We start from the raw sequence: 20,720 nt of genomic DNA, 5'->3' as shown, positions 1-20,720 counted from the left end.
GAAGAAAGGGGGAGTGGTATAAAAAGTGAAAAGGCGCTCACAACAGTGAACGCCTTTTCAGAATAGGTTTATTACAGTTGCCGGTTTAGCGGGCTACGTTTACAGCACGCTTTTCACGGATCACAGTTACCTTGATCTGACCTGGATACTGCATTTCTGTCTGGATCTTGTTGGCGATCTCGAAAGACAGACGGTCCGCATCGTTATCAGTTACTTTATCACTTTCAACGATCACGCGCAGTTCACGACCGGCCTGGATAGCATATGCTTTTTCCACACCATCATGAGCGAGGGCCAGGTTTTCCAGATCTTTGATACGCTGCAGGTAGCTCTGCATGATCTCACGACGGGCACCTGGGCGTGCACCACTGATGGCGTCACAGGCCTGTACGATCGGAGAGATCACATATTGCATTTCCATTTCATCGTGGTGAGCGCCGATAGCATTTACTACAGCAGCGTGCTCGCCATATTTCTCAGCCAGTTTCGCACCGAGTAATGCGTGGCTCAGTTCAGTTTCTTCATCAGGTACCTTACCAATGTCATGCAGCAGACCAGCACGTTTTGCCAGTTTAGGGTTCAGACCCAGTTCTGCAGCCATTACCGCACACAGGTTAGCTGTTTCTTTGGAGTGCATCAGGAGGTTCTGACCGTAGGAAGAGCGGAAACGCATTTTACCTACCAGGCGGATCAGTTCTTTATGCAGACCATGGATCCCCAGTTCGATAACGGTTCTTTCACCGATATCCATTACCTGTTCTTCCAGTTGTTTCTTGGTTTTTTCTACTACTTCTTCGATACGTGCAGGGTGGATACGGCCGTCCTGTACCAGACGTTGCAGGGACAGACGGGCTATCTCACGACGTAATGGGTCGAAGGAAGACAGTACGATAGCTTCAGGGGTATCGTCTACGATCAGGTCAACACCAGTAGCAGCTTCGATAGCGCGGATGTTACGTCCTTCACGACCGATGATCTGTCCTTTGATCTCATCACTTTCCAGGTTGAATACAGTGATGGCGTTTTCGATCGTCTGTTCAGCAGCAGTACGCTGGATAGACTGTATGATGATTTTCTTGGCTTCCTTGTTCGCTTTCAGTTTAGCATCTTCGATGATCTCCTGGATGTGTGACAGGGCCTGGGAACGTGCTTCTTCTTTCAGGCTTTCGATCAGCTGGTGGCGGGCTTCTTCAGCAGTCAGGGCCGCTACTTTTTCCAGGCGGCGGATATGCTCTTCCTGATGTTTTTCCAGTTCGGTGCGTTTAACAGCTACCAGTTCCATCTGACGGTTCAGATTTTCCTTGATGGCTTCATTTTCCTGCATTTGTTTCTGCAGATTTTCTGCTTTTTGCGTTACTGACTGTTCCTTCTGTTTGATACGATTTTCTGAGTCAGCTATTTTCTGGTTACGTTGTAATACTTCTTTCTCGTGTTCACTTTTCAGTTGCAGGAATTTTTCCTTTGCTTCCAGCAGTCTGTCTTTCTTCAGATTCTCAGCGGTCAGTTGTCCTTCGGCTACAATTTTCTGTGCCTGCAGTTCCGCTTCCTGTATTTTATGTTGTGTGTTTTTGGCAAATATCACCTTACCTAATAAAATACCTATGATCAATGCCACTACTGCGGCTATTGTCGATATTAAAGTAACTTCCATACAAAATTTTTAATACTTGATTTATGTTGCATTCCTGGCCGTATCCCATTCCGTGGAAAGGTAGAGGGTTGAGAACTTGATTTGCGAAAATACAAAAAAGAATGTGCGAAACGACGGGATGATAAGCTGATATGCAGATGTGTGGGCACTTACAGAAGATTCCTGTAATTGATAAGTGGATAAAGCATTGATTATGTTAGTAGTATGTTGTCGGTTTATTTTAATACGTTACTATCTGCTAATCTACTTTTTCAAAATATTTTCGTGCAACACAGATCCGGGTTAGTTCGAATTATCTTTCAGATTCAGGTCTAAACAGTTGTATCAATTCCTAATTCTTCGTGCTTCATTCCGTTTAATTATCACAGTGAGCCGTCCAGCAATTCTTCCAGATGCTGTAATTTCTCTTCCAGGAAAGGCGCAAGGCCCAACTGGACTTTCCCTCCACTCGTTACCGGGTGGGTAGCGTACATAATAAGGACCATCGCGATATAATCCTGAAGGTCTTTACCCGCATACGCCGTTTTAAATTCAATGATCTTTTCGTTCACCTCCTTCATGGTGCGTCGTACTTCCTCTTCCTCTTCAGGTTTTATCTTAATACGGTATGACCTGTCGGCTACCACAATATTAATGGGAATCAGCGGCTCCATGGGGCTTGTTTTTAACTAGCTGTTTAACAGTGCGATACAACGATCAATCTCTTTAATATAGTCATTGATCTTGTTGCGCATTTCTTTTCTGAATTCTTCATCATCCTCTCTGCCGGCTGGCGAACCCTGCGCCCCGGCCATTTTAGCCAGGTGGAGTTTGTTTTCCAGCGAAGCAATCATTTCCTGCTGTATTGACAGTGTGGACTCCTGCTCCAGCAGCTGCTCTTTCAGCAATACATTTTCAGCCTGCACCTGTTGGAGCTTTTTTAACAACAGGTGGAGTTTTTCGTCGATCCTTTGTATGTATTGCTCTAAAGCCAAGTCTGTTGCGAATTACTGATTACGAATTACAAATTACGAATGAAACAGCTTTTTGTTTAGAAACGGGTGGCGAATTACGAATGAAGACCTTCATTCGTAATTCGTCATTCGCAACCCGGGCGACTATTTTCTGATCTCAGCCTGCAGCTGTCCTTCGAATGCTTTCACCAGTTTATCCATCACTGCGTCAATTTCTTTATCAGTAAGGGTCTTCTGGGCATCCTGGAAGGTGAAACTAACGGCGTAAGATTTCTTATTCGCACCCAGTTTTTCACTTTCGAATACATCAAACAGGTTCAGTTCCTGCAACAGTGATGACTTCACTGTTTTCGCAGCAGCTTCTACTGCCGCAAATTTCACCTGTTTGTCCAGTACTAATGCCAGGTCACGGCGAACTGCAGGGAACTTCGGTATTTCCTTGTAAAAGTTATCGCTTTTTTGCAGTAATCCCAATACAATCTTCCAGTTAATATCCGCAAACCATACCTGCTGCTTGATATCAAACTGTTTCAGCTTCTGTGCACTTACCGCGCCCAGATTCACTACTGGCTTATTTTTAACGCTGATCTGCCATCCCTGTTGTATTCCGTCGATCTCAGCTTCTGCCCATGTAAGGCCACTGATGCCCAGTTGACGGAACAGGTTCTGTACATATCCTTTCAGGAAGTAAAAATCTACCGGTTCTGCCTTCTGCATCCAGTTCTCCGTCCTTTTCTGACCTGTCAGATAAAGGCTCAGGTGCGCTGTTTCTTCGTATTTCCCCTGTTCCTGAACGGCATATGTATTACCAAATTCGAAGAACAGCAGATTGTCGTTACGACGATTCAAATTATGGGCCACACTTTCAAGACCGGTCTCTAACATGGACGGACGCATCACATCCAGGTCAGCGCTCAGGCTGTTGATCATCCTCACTGTACGTTCCAGTACTTCCGGTGTGAAATATTTACCGTTCGTGATGGAGTTGGTGAAGATCTCGTTGAATCCGTTGGCTGCCAGATAGTTAGCTGCTTTCTCACGTACTTTCTCCCGGTCCGGTTTAGGATTAGCTGCTGGTGTGATCAATACCTGGGATGGTATTTCAATGTTGTCCAGTCCGTCAATACGCATTACTTCCTCTACCAGGTCAGCCGGAATGCTGATATCCGGTTTGCTGAAAGGTACGCTTACCCGGAATTTATCCGCATCGCGTTCCAGCAAACCAAACCCCAGGCTGGTGAGGATCGTTACGATCTTTTCATCCGGATAGGCCTTTCCACTTAGTTTACGGATATAAGACCAGGTGCTGGTCACCTCCGTCTGCTGTTTTGGAGTAGGATATACATCAATTACTTCAGATGCTACCTGACCACCTGCCAGTTCGCAGATCAGTGCAGCTGCACGCTGTAATACATATACGGTACCGGAGATATCCACACCTTTTTCGAAACGGGCAGCAGCGTCAGTGCGGAGACCGTGACGGAAGGAGGTAGGGCGGATACTGGCCGGACTGAACCAGGCACTTTCCAGGAATATGTGCTGTGTTGTTTCGGTTACGCCGGAATGTAAACCACCGAAAACACCGGCAATACACATCGGCTCACTGTTGCCGTTGCAGATCATCAGATCTGCAGCATCCAGTTTACGCTCTTTTTCATCCAGGGTCACGAAAAGTGTATCCTGTGGCAGATTCTTAACGATCACCTTCTGACCGGTGATAGCATCCGCATCAAAAGCATGCAGCGGCTGACCGGTTTCATGCAGGATGAAGTTGGTGATATCGACGATATTGTTGATAGGTCTTACACCAATAGCTAACAGTTTGTTTTTCAGCCAGTCAGGTGAAGAGGCGATCTTTACGCCAGTGATGGAAATGCCACTGTAACGAGGACAGGCGTCCAGGTTCTCAACCGTTACACTGATAGGATAAGCGGTGGCTGCTTTGGGCAAAGCCGTCAGCTCAGGCGCTAATGCCTTGTATTTCAATGTATTCTCAGCATTGTTCAGGTAAGCGCAGACATCTTTCGCCACACCCAGGTGACTCATAGCGTCCATCCTGTTAGGGGTCAGACCGATCTCATATACCCAGTCCTGTACAGGCTTGAATACATCACGGGCAGGCGTGCCGGGTTGCAGGGATGCATCCAGTACCATAATACCAGCGTGACTGCTGCCCAGTCCGATTTCATCTTCTGCGCAGATCATACCATGACTTTCTTCCCCACGGATCTTGGCTTTCTTCATCGTCATTGGTTCACCACTGGCCGGATAAATAGTCGCACCTGTCGGAGCGATCACTACTTTTTGTCCGGCAGCAACGTTGGGGGCACCACATACAATATTCAGCGGTTCACCCTGACCGATACTTACAGTTGTCAGTCTGAGCTTATCGGCATTGGGATGCGGAGCTACGGTCAGTACTTCTCCGATCACCAGTCCTTCGAGGCTGCCTTTTATGGACTCGAACTGCTCCAGGCTTTCCACCTCAAGACCAATACGCGTCAAAATAACAGATAGTTCCTCCGGCGTAGGTTTTACCGGCAAATAGTCACACAGCCAATTGTACGAAATAGTCATTTGTAAAATTATATAAGTGCGTAAAGTTAGTGTAATTCATGGATAGTCCATAGGTGGTAAACGGAATACTACCGGGCCTGGTGAGAATGTTTTTTGACAGACCGCAGCATATACGGTTCCTGCAATTATCAGGCACCGGTGTACTGCCTTGGGCAGGATATTTATAATAGATACACCGGAATCTATCCTCCGGCCACTAACAGCAGTACGTTATACTGGCAAAATGACGCCGGGGCCGGAAGGGTATAACAAGCGACGAACAAGCGACGGCCAAGCGACGAACAAGCGGTACGTAAAGAAGCTGGTGCACTGCCTTCTGCTAATGTTAAAATCCATGGCCGGAAGTAACACAAAGGGGTCATTTACGCCATATGCTGACCAAATGCTGCAGCGATCTGAGGAGTACGTCCCTGGCGGGCTGACGGGAGAATTACGCAGATCAGCAAATGGATAGTGGGAAACTTTTTTCAACATGTATTGTTAATATCCCCATCTTTGTATGGGGATTGTATGTTTATATGTGGATAACATCGGTTTAGTCAGTGCATAACTGCCATTTTGCGGGTGTATAACATGTGCATGTCACCTTATAAACTATATCCCGGGCCAAACTTTAGAAAATGAAAAAATGCGGTTACCTTAGTTTTTACGGCCCAAAAAAGTTTACAATTTCATAAAATCTGAATAGCTCAGCTGGTACAATAGAATTGTAACAATAACTAAGGAAGCCACGACATATAACTTTTTGATTAACAGACTAATCACAAAATATATAAATGGATCTCAATCTTAAGAAGGACCGCAACGTGCGTCGCAAGTCGTCCGTTGACGTATCTACCATGATGTACGGCAAAATTCCTCCCCAGGCAAAGGAGATGGAGGAAGCTGTATTGGGAGCCATTATGTTAGAAAAAGGCGCTTTTGACACGGTAGTAGAGATATTGAAAGGTGAATGTTTTTATGTAGAAGCACATCAGAAAATATTTACGGCGATGACCCGCCTGGCAGGAAAATCTATGCCGGTCGATATCCTCACCGTAGTGGAGGAACTACGTTCCATGGGCGAACTGGAAATAGTGGGTGGCCCATATTATATTACCCGGTTGACTAACATGGTGGTTTCGTCCGCCAATATCGAGGCGCATGCCCGTATCATTCTGCAGAAGTTCATCCAGCGTGAACTGATCCGTATCTCCGGTGAGATCCTGAGTGAATCTTACGAGGATACGGCCGACGTGTTTGATCTCCTGGACTCGGCAGAAAGTAAATTGTTTGAAGTTACCAATAATCACCTCCGTAAGAACTACGATAGTATAGACCGTGTCCTGGTGAACACCATGAAACGCATCGAAGACCTTCGTAACCGGGGCGATGATATTACAGGGGTGCCTTCCGGATTTCCGTCTCTCGACAAAGTAACCTATGGCTGGCAGTCGACCGACCTTATCATCATCGCGGCACGTCCCGCTGTAGGTAAGACCGCCTTCGCACTGAACCTGGCCAGAAATGCAGCACTTCACCCCCGGTTTCCGAAGGGTGCTGCGGTGTTCTCCCTTGAGATGTCCTCCGGTCAGATCGTGCAGCGTATCCTGTCGGCGGAGTCAGAAATAAAACTCGAAAAGATCACCAGGGGTAAACTGGAAGAGTATGAGATGAAGAAGCTGATGACCCACGGTATCGAACGCCTGGCGAAAGCACCGATCTTCATCGACGATACCCCGGCCCTTAACATCTTCGAGCTGCGTGCAAAGGCGAGAAGACTGGTACATAACCATGGCGTAGGCGTTATCATCATCGACTACCTTCAGCTGATGAGTGGTAGCGCAGATGGTAAGGGTACGAACCGTGAGCAGGAGATCAGTAAGATCTCCCGTGACCTGAAAGGTCTGGCGAAAGAGCTGCACGTGCCGATCCTCGCCCTGTCTCAGCTGAGCCGTGATGTGGAAAAGCGTAAGGACGGTAATAAGATGCCGCAGCTGAGTGACCTCCGTGAATCTGGTGCGATCGAGCAGGATGCCGACATGGTAATGTTCCTGTACCGTCCTGAATATTATGAGATCAATACAAACGAAATGGGTGAGTCCAACAAAGGTGAAACCCACGTACGTATTGCGAAACACCGTAACGGTCAGCTCGATACTATCAAATTACGTGCGGTACTGGAGTTCCAGCGTTTCGAAGATGATGGTAGTCTGGAGAATCCGGGTGGTGGCAGCAGCAATGCATTTGCCGGTATGCGCAACCACGACATGGGTGGCGGTGGAAACGATGAAGCAAAGCTGTATATCCAGAAGGGTTCCCGCATGAACGATATGAACTTTGATGAAGGATTTGAAGATGCTCCTTTTTAACCAGGCAGGTTAGTAATAATACTGAAAAGGCGCTCCTTCTGCACGGAGCGCCTTTTTTAATACCCCCTATTGATATGTTATGGATGAAATATCGCCAGTACTATAAAGACAACTTTAATCTGGCATATCCTGTAGTGATCTCCCAGCTGGGACATACCATGGTCGCTTTTTCTGATACAGTCATTATCGGTCATACCGGTAAAGTGCCGCTCGCTGCTGTTGCATTAGGCAGCAGCCTGTTTTCTATTTTTATGGTCATGGGCATCGGAATGTCATACGGACTGACGCCTCTCATAGCACAGGAAAACGGCCGGCAGAACCTGGCGCGCTGTGGTTTTCTGTTGCGTCATAGTCTGCTGATCAATATTGTGCTGGGTATCCTGTTATCCACTGCTATCATTGCCGGTAGCAATCATCTTGACTTACTGGGGCAGGAGGAAGACGTGCGTACATTGGCAAAGCCGTTTTTGCAGTTACTGGGCTTTTCATTTTTTCCGTTGATGATCTTCCTGACTTTTAAACAGTTTGCTGAGGGATTAGGATTCACGCGTCAGGCGATGAATATCAGTATCATCGGAAATGTGGTGAATATCCTCATTGGTATCACACTGGTATATGGGTTGTTCGGAGCACCTAAACTGGGTGTAGTGGGGGTGGGTATTGCCACACTGACCGATCGTGTGCTGATGGCGGTAGCAATGGCCTGGTACGTGCTGAGTTCTCCCCGCTTTAAGGGGTATCTGGCTGAGTTCAGGCAAAGATATTTGTCCGCAGCTGCAATCAGACAATTGCTGGGTATCGGTACACCCGTTGCCCTACAGTATATCTTTGAAGTAAGTGCTTTTAGTGGTGCGATCGTTATGGCAGGATGGATCGGTGCGCGTGAACAGGCGGCACACCAGATAGCGATCAACCTGGCGTCAATCACTTACATGATGGCAAGCGGGATCTCTGCCGCCGCCGGTATCAAAAGTGGTAATCACTTCGGTGCGCAGCAATGGCGGGAATTGCGTGCTTCTGCGATTGCCAGTTATCATATGGTGCTCGTGATGATGGGAATAACCGCGCTGCTCTTTATGGTGGGTTGCCAGTTGCTGCCTTTAATGTATACGAACGATATTGAGGTAATAGCTATTGCAGCACACCTGCTCATCATTGCAGCGTTCTTCCAGTTGTTTGATGGTACACAGGTGGTAGGCCTGGGTATATTGCGTGGTCTGGGTGATGTGCGGGTGCCTACGGTGATCACCTTGCTGGCTTACTGGGGACTGGGCCTGCCTGTTGGTTATGTATTGGGGATATTACTTGATTTTGGTGTACAGGGTATCTGGTGGGGGCTGTTAATAGGATTACTCACCGCCTCGATCCTGTTGTTTTTCAGATTTCAACATAGGACGAAAGCCGTTTTGCAGCGTGCTGTGTTGAAGTGATATGAGTATAATCATAATGATATAAGTTGTTGATTTACATTGATGAATTTTGTTTTGGGTTCGTTTGACGCGTAACTTTAATAAAAATAATTTTTATTATGGGTAACGAACAATTCACAATGTTAATGGAGGCCGTCGGCTCGCTGACGACCGGGTTCCAATCTTTTAAGACAGAAGTCAATGAACGTTTCGACAAAGTCGATGTGCGCTTCGATAAGGTTAATGATCGCTTTGATAAACTTGAAGTACGAATCGATAGACTGGAGTCCAGAATGAATAAATTCGAGTTGAGGATGGGTAAATTGGAGGCCAGAATGGATAAATTGGAGTCGAGAATGGATAAACTGGACGCGAGAATGCAGATGCTTGAGTTGAGAATGGATACGATGGAGACGAAAATGAATAGCTTAGAGTGTCGGATGGGCAGGATAGAGAGAAAAATGGATGGTGTTGAGTCTAATTTGTTGGCCTTCAGTGTGATAGTGAATGAGCGGTTTAACAAGGAGAATGCTCAGTTAGTACAAATAGACTCGCGTTCATTGGCCACTGCATCTGAGCTTGAGAAGGTAGTAAACTGGGTGCGTTTTAATACACCTGGTTTCGGGGAATGCGCCTGATGCTGTAACTACTGTTTTGTTAAATAGCATAACCCTCTTGACACGGAATGTTTCTCCCCCATAAATTGCAAAGCCTCCACAACGCGTGGAGGCTTTTTGCATTATTTCCGCCAGACAAAAGGAAATAGGTCAGGCTGATAGCTGAAAATTGTATCTGTACCCGATATTTGCAAAAATTAAACTGGCAATCATGTTTTACGCGAAAGACCTTACTCCGGCAGCTGGCTCTTATACAATGGATGAACCTACCTCCAAATACTGTATTCAGGTACTCAGGCATGAACTGGGGGACGAGGTGCTGATGACGGATGGGCGTGGAGGCAGATACACTACCACCATCACCGACGATAACCGGAAGAAATGCATCGTACAGGTAAAGCAATATGAACTGATGCCCCCTGTGAAAGCCCCTGTCCGCATTGCCATCTCGTTTACAAAGAACACCTCCCGTATAGAATGGTTCCTGGAGAAGGCAACGGAAATTGGTATGCAGATGATCATTCCATTGATCAGCCAGCGTACAGAAAAGGAGAAGTTCCGTGCCGATCGTTTCGAGAGTATCCTCGTATCGGCCATGCTGCAATCCCAGCAATATTATTTGCCGGAACTGACAGCCCCCGCCAGTTTTGAATCCCTGGTACAGCAACCGCCTTCACAACAATTGTTTATTGCACACTGTTTACCTGAGCAGAAAAGGCATCTCTGGCAGGGTATGCAGCCGGGTAAGGATAGTTTGCTGCTGATTGGTCCTGAGGGCGATTTTACACCGGAAGAGATCTCGCTGGCATTGGCAAAAGGCTTTCAGCCGGTGTCACTGGGAGATAACAGACTGCGTACTGAAACTGCCGGTGTCGTGGGATGTACGATGATGAATGCGGTAAATGTGACCGCTGCCGGCAATTAACTGAACTATTTGTCCTGAATGAATTTATCTTCGCGGTTGAAGATATAATACCTTTATATCGCTTTATCCCAACATCAAACCCAGTATGAGTACCTATACCAGTAGTGAGAAATTTAAGCGTTATTTCCTTGTCCCCGTTTTATTCATTGCATTGATATGTGTCGTTGTACCCGCCATCTTTAAATGGTATGAGAAGCAGAGGATCGAAACTTTGAAGGCTGCCAATAAAACGGTAAAAGCGAATATCCGGTTTTGGTACATTCATAACTCCACAACATTGCATTTGGACTACGAGTACCAGATAGATGGCGTCAGGCATATCGGACAACTTGAAATACCTTATCTCAATGGAGACGAAGATCATCTTTCAAAGGCGTATGAGGTATATTATGACCCTTCTGATCCCTCTGATAGCTGGATGGATATCAACAGACCTGTAAATTAATTTTAGCTACCTATGTCTCTCTCTTTCAACAGGAATATTTTCTATATGGTGTGCGTGATCGTACTGGTACCACTCACCTTCATCAGTGCATTCAGATTCGCCAAATGGCTGGAGCAAAAGAAAATGGATAGGATTGTCGCCAGTAATACCAGGACTGTCGCCTATTTAATAAGTCTGCAAACGTCTTCCAAAGGCAGACAGGTTTTGGCAGAATACTATGTGGATAATGTGAAGTATGTAAAACGTCAGCAGGCGTCCACTGAATTTAGCATCAATGACGCGCCAGCATACGAAATCCTTTATGATAGTAAACATCCGCAAGATAGCTGGATCGATTTCACCAGGCCGGTTAACAACGAGGCCGATATCATAAGAACAATCGCTACAATAGAAATGGTGACTGATGGCATCGTTTCTTTTTCCTATGAAGTGGATGGTGAGATCCGACATAGCAAACTACCACTGCCCAGGGGGAAAGTGGTGAAGAAAGGCGAGGAGTATCCGTTGGAATATCCGGCAGACAATCCCTGGCAGGTAATACTGGATTTATAAAGCATAGTCACTACACTTCTTGTGAGCGGGGCGTCAGATTAACACACATTTCAATTATTTTAATAGACGCCCTGCGTAGTAACAGGCTTCCCGGATGGGTTGTTACCCGATCCTGATTTCTGTTGTCTAATTTTTAATAACCTCCCTTCCTTATTGGTTATTTTGTAGAATAATTGTAGATTACACAATTATAAGGGTATGTAGAACAATGTAACGTCTTTATACTTTTTCACGGTGAAAAACACGCACTTCCATCCGGATTCCACTTACACGGACGAATACCTGTGGAATATGATCAGGGCTGACTCCGTAGACGCTTTTAACGAAGTGTACAACCGCTATTGGGATATCCTGTACCAGGTGACCCTGAAAAGATTGTCAGTAAAGGAAGTAGCAGAGGAGATCGTGCAGGATACTTTCATTATCCTGTGGGAAAAAAGGCACCAGATAGACATCACAACACTTAAACATTACCTGTTTGCGATTACGCGGTATGCCGTCTTTCATTATCTGGGCCGGCAACAGACAATTGCTTCAAGGATGAAGGCCCTGACACTCACGCCACAATTATCAGGAGATCATGCAGGAGCAGATATTGAAAGTCTGGTAAATGACAGGTTACTGTTGCAGTTAATAGCAGCTGTTTCCAATGAGCTGCCGGAGAAAAGCCGGCAGGTCTTTAAGTATAATAAGTTGCTCGACTATTCCATTCTTCAGGCGGCACAGGCGTTTGATATCTCACCGAAGACAGCAGAAGGACATCTGACAAAAGCGTTAAAAACGCTGCGGATGAAACTGAGTACGTTGTATAGTATGTTGATGTGAGTCCTCCGGGATGTTCTTATTTTCCGGGGAATACCCATTTTTAAATTAGCATACGCTAATTTAAAAACTACTGTCTATTCCTGTCCTCTTGTAATACACGATCAGGCATTCCTTCTCTCATTTACTTCCAATGATGCTTTTGTTGGTCAATTGATTGATTTTAATCTGATTATACGTTTGGCTGGATTTTGTGAACAACCATAAATTCCTTAGAAACATAGTCATGGCTGCATATAATTATGAATTATAATGCAATAAGCATGTCGGAAGACCACAGAAAAACTTTTTCTAAAAAAACTTCCTTCCTGCCAAGGGTAAATTGTCAATTACACACTCTATAATAATATACAACACTGAATGCCGATGCCTGACGATTACATCCGTTCCCTGGCCCGCAAGTGGCTTGACGGTACGGCAACTGAAGAAGAGACAGCAACCCTGATGCAATGGTACGGTCAGGAAGAAACACGCAGCCGCATACCCGTCTGGTGGATAGGCATTGCCGCTTCTCTGTTATTGATAGCCGGTGTCTGGTGGCTCATGAAAACTCCGGATGCACGAAAGATGGCTATCTACGTACCAAGAGAGCAACAGCATAAAGTACTACTGCCGGATAGCTCTGTTGTATGGCTGAATGCAGACAGTAAGTTGCAATACCGGGAAGACACCCTGGTCAGAGAAGTGATACTTGCCGGAGAGGGTTTCTTTGATGTGCAGAAGAATACCAAACCTTTTGTGGTAAAGGCAGGCAACAGTGTTACGACTGTACTTGGCACGTCTTTTAACATAAGAGCGTATCAACATGAAGCAGTAGCGATTACTGTGGCATCCGGAAAAGTGCAGGTACAGGATGAACAGCAACATATTACAGTACTGACTGCCAATAAACAGATCACACTGGACAAAACAACCATAGAACGAACAGTGGACGCAACGGTTTCCCAGGCATGGGTACATGGCAGATTTGAAATAGACAATGAAACATTTGAAACAGTCGCCAATACATTAAGCAGAAAATATGGCGTCACATTTCATTTTGAAAATGAAGACCTGCGCAAATGTACTTTCATAGCCAGTTTTGATGAACATGCCAATTTAGAAAGAATACTGGGACTATTAAGTAAGATCAACAATTCCACGTTCCGTATCAGCGAAGATCAGCAGGATATATATATCAGCGGACAAGGGTGCAGTCAATAATTTCACGAATAATAAGTAATCCCGTTATGAAACAAACAAACATCTTTCCAGGTAACACCACATAAAAAATCCCTTCCAGAAAGGAAAGGATAACATAGCGCTGTCTGCATAGAAGTCTGCAAACCATACATGCAAACACGCGCTACGGCTTTGTATTCTATTACATCATACAAAATGCATTTAAAGATATGAAATACTCCGGTATTTTGTCAGGGATGCCTGTGTGCATTTCCCAGCCAATAAATTATTTACCTGATCTCTTATTTAAGCTGATGCGTACCGTGATTATGATAATGATGGTGCTATGTACTACAACATTATTGTTGATGGCCCGTCCGACTAAAGGGCAGGACCTCAATAATGTCATGTTGCAGCTGACCACCAAGGAAAGTAAGCTTGACAAAGTCCTGAAGCGTATTGAAACGCAGGCTCCTTTCTTTTTTATTGTCGATGGCGCGCTGGCCAGCAGCCTTCCCGCGCCTGCGCTGGAAGGTAAAAAACGTTCTCTGAAAGAAGTACTGGATGCGCTACTGCTGCCCAATGACCTCGTATATGTACAGGATGGTAACTATATTATTATCAGGAAAAAACCGGTTTCCCCTGCTATGCAGGCCGCTGTTGCCGGCTTGCCCACTCCTGCCGGAATGGCCAAGATCATTACAGGTGTTGTAACTGATGAAAAAGGAGAACCGCTGCCTGGCGTAAGTATTGTTGTAAAATCATCGCGCGCCGGCACAATGACCAATGAGAAAGGGATCTTTTCACTGGATGCCAGGAGTGAGTCTGATACGCTCCTTATCAGCTATATTGGCTACCGTACACAGGAGGTAGCTGTGAAAGGGCGCAGCCAGCTGAATGTACAACTCGTACTCAGTGAGAACTCCCTGGCTGATGTAGTAGTGATCGGGTATGGCAGTCTGCGAAAAGGAGACCTTACCAGCGCTGTTGCGACTGTAAAATCAGAAAGCTTTGTAAAAGGAAATGTACTGGATGCTGGTCAGCTGTTACAGGGTAAAGTAGCCGGTCTTTCAATCGGTACACCCAGTGGCGATCCTACCAGCGGTTCACAGATCCTGTTACGTGGTAATACAACACTGCTTGGTGCGAATGCCAATCCGCTGGTACTGATAGATGGTATCCCCGGCGATCTTAAAACAGTTGCTCCTGAGGATATCGAATCTGTAGATGTACTGAAAGATGGTTCTGCTGCCGCGATTTACGGTACCCGTGGTACAAATGGTGTGATCATCATTACTACCCGCAGGGCCAGTGGCACGTTCAGTAACTCGGTCGATTACAGTGGATATGTAAGTACACAAACCATCGCCCGTGCACCTGAAATGCTGACTGCAGCTGATTACCGTCAGCAGATCGCTGATGGCGTGAGAGACGCTTCCTGGGATCAGGGTGCTAACACCGACTGGTTAAAGGAAATATCACAGACGCCGCTGACGCATGTGCATAACCTGACATTCAGAGGTGGCAACAGCAAGACAAACTACCTGGCGAATGTGAACTATCGTTCACTGGAAGGTATTATGAAGAAGTCAGATAACCGGACATTCACCGGCCGTATAGATATTAATCACAGTATGCTGGATGATAAATTGCGTATCAACCTCGGTATGCTGAACGCCAGTAACAAATACACTACCACCGGCGATGGTTTCAGCTTTAACGGATATACTTACAGACAGGCGATCATCCGTAACCCTACTTCCCCGCTGAAAGATGCTGCAGGTAACTGGTATGAGCAGACCGGCCTTTTCAACTATGAGAACCCTGTTTCCAGGTTATATGAGAGTGATGGCCGTAATACGTCTCAAAATTCCCGTTTAAATGGCTCACTGACGCTCTTGCCTGTCGAGGGACTGAAGCTGTCTGCATTGTTCTCATACACGCGTTATAATGAAGACAGGGGATATGCTGAGACCAAGCGTCACATTTCCACGCTCAGAGATGGCCGTAATGGCTACGCATCTGTAGGTAGTACACAATCTATTGACCGCCTGATGGAACTGACTGCTCAGTATAATGCAGATATCAACAGACACAAATTTACCTTACTTGGCGGCTACAGCTACCAGGAGAATGAATACAACACCAACTGGATGCAGAACTGGGACTTCCCAACTGACCGTTTTACCTATAACAACATTGGTATCGGACAGGCATTAAAAGAAGGACTGGCTCCGCAGTATAGTGAAAAGAGAGAAACAAACCTGATAGGCTTCTTTGGAAGAGCAACCTATAGCTACGATGATCGTTATCTGTTACTCGCCAGCCTCAGACATGAAGCTGCCAGCCAGTTGTACGGTACACGGAAGCCATGGGGTACATTCCCTGCCGTATCCGCAGGATGGCGTATCAGCAATGAATCATTCATGAAAGGACAGGGACTGTTTGATGACCTGAAACTGCGTGCTGGTTACGGCGTTACAGGTACTCAGCCTACTAATCTCTTCCTGGGTGTGGCTATCCTGAACTATGGTGGCTATGTATATTCTAACGGTGTATGGATACAGACACTCGGCCCTTCACAAAACCCGAATGCCGACCTGCGCTGGGAAGAGAAACATGAAACCAATGCCGGTATTGATTTTTCCATGTTCAAAGGGAGAATAAATGGTAGTGTGGATTATTATATCCGCCGTATCAATGGCCTGTTGTACGACTATCAGGTACCCAGTCCGCCGAACCTCTACCCTTCTACCCGCGCAAATGTTGGTAAAATGGAAAATAAAGGTCTGGAAGTACTGGTCAACTTTATTCCTGTCAGAACGAAAGACTTTGAATGGAGCAGCAGTCTGAACTTCTCTACAAACACAAACAAACTGGTCAGCCTTTCCAACAACCTGTATAAAGCTACGAACAACTATTTTACCACTGGTGGCACCGGAGAACCTATACAGACGTTCACACACATTGTGAATATCGGAGACAATATTGGTGACCTCTACGGATTTAAGGTAGTGGATATCTCTGATGATGGTAAATGGATCTATGAAGGACGTGATGGTAAGCCGGTCAACTATGATGATTTTCAGCATGCTTTCGAAGACAAGCGTGTATTGGGCAATGGCTTGCCGAAATATTATGGTGGATGGAACAACAGCTTCCGTTATAAACAGTTTGATCTGAACATTACCATGCGCGGTGCATTCGATTATCAGATCCTGAACTACCAACGCATGTATTACGAGAATACCGGTCTGCAACAGTATAACCGCCTGAAATCAGCTTATGATAAGATCTATGGCAAAGCCGTATTAAGTAAGGATATGCCACTTGAATTTAATAGCCAGTATGTGGAAAACGGTGATTTCTGGAAGGTAGATAATATCACGTTGGGCTATAACATCCGCCATCTGAAATCAAAATACCTGCATGCTGCGAGAGTGTACGTATCAACACTGAACACTTTTGTCATCACAGGCTATAAAGGAATAGACCCGGAAGTGAACAGACTGGGACTGGCGCCTGGTAATGATGAGCGTGATAAATATCCGTCTGTGAGAACATTTACTGTAGGTGTAAACATGAGTTTCTGATCCTGTTAATGTTACTGTTATGAAACAAACTGCAAAAAAGATATTACTGGCTACGCTTATTATCCTGTGTAGCTGTACCAAACTGAAAGATGAAAGTTATAACCAGATCATCGCTGGTCAATTTGATCCTACTGCACAGGACCTTGCTTCACTGGTAGGGGCGGCTTATGTGAACTGGCGTGTGGTCCTCAATGCCTGGAATGGCTATTCCCGCATACAGGAAGCGACTTCCGATGAGGCGGTTGTACCAGCAAGACCTAATGGCTGGGTAGATGGGGGTATCTATCGCCGGTTACATGAACATAAATGGACGTCAGATGATGATGTGACCATCAATACATGGAGCCGCACCTATGCCGGTATTACCAATTGCAACAGGGTGATCTATCAGCTGGAATCAGGTAGTATTCCTGTTACCAGTGGAAAGGAAGAGACGTTGGCAGAACTGAAGGTGTTGCGTGCATCTTACTACTATGTCTTATGTGACGTATATGGTAATGTGCCTATTGTTACAACGTTCAATGTGCCGGATGGTTTTCTGCCGGAACAAAGCACGCGTAAGCAGGTGTATGATTTTATTGTAAAGGAAATAAAGGATAACATCGCTTTGCTGAGCGATAAGAATGACAGGACCACCTATGGTAAATTCAATCAGTGGGCTGCATATACACTACTCGCCAAGATGTACCTCAATGCAGAGGTCTACACCGGCACGCCCGCCTGGGATGAATGTATAGCTGCCTGTAATGCGATCATTAATTCCGGGAAAGGTTTTGCCCTGGACCCCGTGCAGCGCAGTGTGTTTGTAACGGATAATGAAAACTCAAAAGAGATCATCTTTGCATTACCTTTTGATGAGACCTATGTAACCGACTGGAATGCATTTGATGTCCACATGCAAACATTACAACCTGCGAACCAGGCTACCTACAACCTGAAATCAACGCCATGGGGAGGCATTTGCGCGATCCCTCAGTTTATCAATACTTTCGATCCTGAGGATGCCAGGTATCGTGATAACTGGATCAAGGGACAACAATACAGTGCAGCGGGTGAAGCGCTGAATTGTACCATGGGCGCCTATACCGGCAAGCCACTGGCATTTATCAATGAGGTGCCGGGTATCGATCTGTCAGAAGAAATACATGGCTTCCGTTTAGGTAAATTTGAGATCAAACAGAAAGCGAATGTACAGCTCAGCAATGACTGGCCATTGTTCAGATATGCGGATGTACTGCTGATGAAAGCAGAGTGCCTGCTAAGAAAAGGAGATGCCGCTACAGCTGCTGCACTGGTGACGGAAGTAAGACAGCGTAACTTTACAGAGCACCCGCAGAAGGCAATCGTCACCGCGGCTGACCTGGTCAAAGGAAGTGTCTATGATTATGGTTTACGTAATCACCTGGCAGAAACAAAGGAAGGTGGCGAAAGTGTGGAGTTTGGTCGGTTTCTGGATGAACTGGGATGGGAGTTTAACCAGGAAGCGCGCCGCAGACAAGACCAGATCCGCTTTAAAGTATTCACGAAGAAATCATGGTTCTCACACACGCCAAATGGTGATTACCGTACCCTGTTCCCTATACCTCGTATTGAAATAAACAAGAATGGCAATCTGAAACAGAATACCGGTTATTAATTTTATAGGTTATGAAGAAACAATTGTTGACATTGGCACTGCTGTATACGCTGCCTTTATGTGCACAGCAGGCAGACTATCCTGTAAGGGCGGTTGATTTTACTGCGGTGAAACTCACGGACAGCTTCTGGTTACCACGTATACGTACTAATCATACGGTGACTATCCCCGCTTCTTTCGCAAGATGCGAAAGTACAGGACGTGTGAAGAATTTTGAAATGGCAGCAGCTAAACAGGGCAAGTTCTGCACGACGTTTCCGTTTGACGATACGGATATCTACAAGACAATTGAAGGAGCTTCCTATTCTATGGCAGTAACTCCTGATAAGAAGATGGATGCATATGTAGATTCCCTGATCGCCGTTGTAGCAAAGGCGCAGGAACCTGATGGCTATCTGTATACTGCCCGTACCATCGATCCTGCACATCCGCATGCCTGGTCAGGTCCGGAACGTTGGGTAAGGGAACACGAGCTCAGTCATGAATTGTACAACTCGGGACATATGTTTGAAGCAGCAAGTGCGCACTATCTGGCTACTGGTAAGCGCAACTTCCTGGACATTGCCCTGAAAAACGCAGACCTGCTGGTACTGACATTCGGGCCGGGTAAACTGGGGGTAGCACCAGGACATGAGATCGTAGAAATGGGCCTGGTACGTTTGTACCGTATCACCGGAAAAAAGGATTACCTGCAACTGGCCAGGTTCTTTATTGATGAAAGAGGAAAGCGGCAGTATAATCAAAAGAGTAAAAATAAGTGGGAGAATGGTCAATACTGGCAGGACCAGGCGCCTGTTGTGCAACAGTCAGAAGCCGTTGGACATGCGGTGCGTGCGATGTATCTCTATGCGGGCATGGCAGACGTCGCCGCATTGGAAGGAGATACCGCCTATCTGCATGCGATTGACAGGATATGGGATAACATGGTCACAAAGAAGATGTATGTCCAGGGAGGAATAGGGGCCATCCCTGACGGAGAGCGTTTCGGCGAGAATTATGAGTTGCCAAATGCGACTGCCTATAACGAAACTTGTGCAGCTATTGGTAATGCATACTGGAATATACGCATGTTCCAGTTGCACGGTGATGGTAAGTATATCGACCTGCTAGAGAAAGTATTGTACAATGGATTGATCTCTGGTGTCGGACTGGATGGTAAGTCTTTCTTTTATACCAATGCGATGCAGATCAGGAAGGGCGTACATCATCACAGCCAGGAGCCAGCCCGTTCCGGCTGGTTTGAATGTTCCTGCTGTCCGACCAATATGGCCCGCTTTCTGCCGTCTCTGCCTGGTTATATTTATGCACAAAAAGCAGGTGATGTGTATGTGAACCTGTTCATCAGCAGTACAACCAATATACAGGTGGAGAAGAAGAAGGTGAAGATCACGCAATCGAATAATTATCCCTGGGAGGGTGATCTGCGTTTTAATATTGAACCGGCGACAGCCACAGCGTTCACTTTAAAACTGCGTGTGCCGGGATGGGCCCGGCAGGAAGCCATTCCAGGCGGACTCTATCAGTTCAGAGATAAAGACACGCATAAAGTTGTGATTAAAGTCAATGGCCAGCCAGTGGACTTTCAACTGGAACAGGGATATGCGGTGATCAAAAGAAAATGGGGGAAGAAAGATGTCGTGGAGATGCAGTTACCAATGAATACTCACGAAGTAGTAGCAGATAATCAGATTAAGGAGGATATAGGGAAAGTGGCTATTCAGCGCGGTCCATTGATCTATTGTGCGGAATGGAAGGATAATGACGGTCGTACAAGTAATCTGATCATCCCCGGTCATTTTCAGCCAGAGGTGAGAAAGGACCTGCTCAATGGCGTAGTGGTATTGACTGGTGAGGGCAAGCGTATTAATGTAGACGCGCAACAACAAGAGGTCAGTACCGCTGCCGGACGTATTACATTGATACCTTATTATGCCTGGGCCAATAGGGGGGAAGGAGAGATGAATGTCTGGTTCCCGGAGAAAGTGGTGGATGTGGATCTACTGGCAAAATAGGAATGCTTATAAATAG

The 20,720-nt window shown here is 46.0% G+C and carries 15 protein-coding genes; 11 read left to right on the top strand and 4 right to left on the bottom strand.

Annotated features, from left to right (window positions below):
- Positions 1 to 85 precede the first annotated feature (85 nt).
- From rny to pheT, 4 genes are all read right to left on the bottom strand, one after another.
- Complete coding sequence (gene rny / locus GWR21_RS15605) at positions 86 to 1,651, bottom strand: ribonuclease Y (RefSeq protein WP_162332647.1); 1,566 nt, start codon at positions 1,649 to 1,651, stop codon at positions 86 to 88.
- Positions 1,652 to 2,013: 362 nt separating this feature from the next.
- Complete coding sequence (locus GWR21_RS15600; RefSeq protein ID WP_162332646.1) at positions 2,014 to 2,304, bottom strand: cell division protein ZapA; 291 nt, start codon at positions 2,302 to 2,304, stop codon at positions 2,014 to 2,016.
- Between the two features lie 15 nt (positions 2,305 to 2,319).
- Positions 2,320 to 2,625: a hypothetical protein gene (locus GWR21_RS15595; RefSeq protein ID WP_162332645.1), complete on the bottom strand. Its 306-nt coding sequence runs from the start codon at positions 2,623 to 2,625 to the stop codon at positions 2,320 to 2,322.
- Between the two features lie 123 nt (positions 2,626 to 2,748).
- Entirely contained in the window at positions 2,749 to 5,181 is a 2,433-nt protein-coding gene (gene pheT, locus GWR21_RS15590; RefSeq protein ID WP_162332644.1) for a phenylalanine--tRNA ligase subunit beta, read from the bottom strand.
- 776 nt (positions 5,182 to 5,957) lie between these two features.
- Between pheT and dnaB the strand changes: the two genes are divergently transcribed.
- From dnaB to GWR21_RS15535, 11 genes are all read left to right on the top strand, one after another.
- Positions 5,958 to 7,532, top strand: a complete 1,575-nt coding sequence (gene dnaB / locus GWR21_RS15585; RefSeq protein ID WP_162332643.1) for a replicative DNA helicase — start codon at positions 5,958 to 5,960, stop codon at positions 7,530 to 7,532.
- Positions 7,533 to 7,606: 74 nt separating this feature from the next.
- Positions 7,607 to 8,962 carry an MATE family efflux transporter gene (locus GWR21_RS15580; protein ID WP_162332642.1) on the top strand — a complete coding sequence of 452 codons (1,356 nt, stop codon included), beginning with the start codon at positions 7,607 to 7,609 and terminating at the stop codon, positions 8,960 to 8,962.
- Between the two features lie 98 nt (positions 8,963 to 9,060).
- Positions 9,061 to 9,579: a hypothetical protein gene (locus GWR21_RS15575; protein WP_162332641.1), complete on the top strand. Its 519-nt coding sequence runs from the start codon at positions 9,061 to 9,063 to the stop codon at positions 9,577 to 9,579.
- Between the two features lie 190 nt (positions 9,580 to 9,769).
- Entirely contained in the window at positions 9,770 to 10,483 is a 714-nt protein-coding gene (locus tag GWR21_RS15570) for an RsmE family RNA methyltransferase (protein ID WP_162332640.1), read from the top strand.
- 85 nt (positions 10,484 to 10,568) lie between these two features.
- A complete protein-coding gene (locus GWR21_RS15565) occupies positions 10,569 to 10,928 on the top strand; it encodes a hypothetical protein (RefSeq protein ID WP_162332639.1) in 360 nt (119 codons plus the stop codon).
- Positions 10,929 to 10,940: 12 nt separating this feature from the next.
- Complete coding sequence (locus tag GWR21_RS15560) at positions 10,941 to 11,480, top strand: hypothetical protein (RefSeq protein ID WP_162332638.1); 540 nt, start codon at positions 10,941 to 10,943, stop codon at positions 11,478 to 11,480.
- Positions 11,481 to 11,714: 234 nt separating this feature from the next.
- Positions 11,715 to 12,305 carry an RNA polymerase sigma factor gene (locus GWR21_RS15555; protein WP_162332637.1) on the top strand — a complete coding sequence of 197 codons (591 nt, stop codon included), beginning with the start codon at positions 11,715 to 11,717 and terminating at the stop codon, positions 12,303 to 12,305.
- A gap of 363 nt (positions 12,306 to 12,668) precedes the next feature.
- Complete coding sequence (locus GWR21_RS15550; RefSeq protein ID WP_162332636.1) at positions 12,669 to 13,505, top strand: FecR family protein; 837 nt, start codon at positions 12,669 to 12,671, stop codon at positions 13,503 to 13,505.
- Positions 13,506 to 13,831: 326 nt separating this feature from the next.
- Positions 13,832 to 17,056 (top strand): SusC/RagA family TonB-linked outer membrane protein, encoded by a 3,225-nt coding sequence (locus GWR21_RS15545; protein WP_238430387.1) that lies wholly within the window; start codon positions 13,832 to 13,834, stop codon positions 17,054 to 17,056.
- 19 nt (positions 17,057 to 17,075) lie between these two features.
- Positions 17,076 to 18,692, top strand: coding sequence for a RagB/SusD family nutrient uptake outer membrane protein (locus GWR21_RS15540; RefSeq protein WP_162332635.1), 1,617 nt, complete (start codon positions 17,076 to 17,078; stop codon positions 18,690 to 18,692).
- Between the two features lie 11 nt (positions 18,693 to 18,703).
- A complete protein-coding gene (locus GWR21_RS15535; protein WP_162332634.1) occupies positions 18,704 to 20,704 on the top strand; it encodes a glycoside hydrolase family 127 protein in 2,001 nt (666 codons plus the stop codon).
- Positions 20,705 to 20,720 lie beyond the last annotated feature (16 nt).

The sequence above is a fragment of the Chitinophaga agri genome (assembly GCF_010093065.1).
Lineage (GTDB): Bacteria > Bacteroidota > Bacteroidia > Chitinophagales > Chitinophagaceae > Chitinophaga > Chitinophaga agri.
The sequence above is the reverse complement of the archived record's forward strand: the minus strand, read 5'-3'. Positions and strand labels throughout refer to the sequence as shown.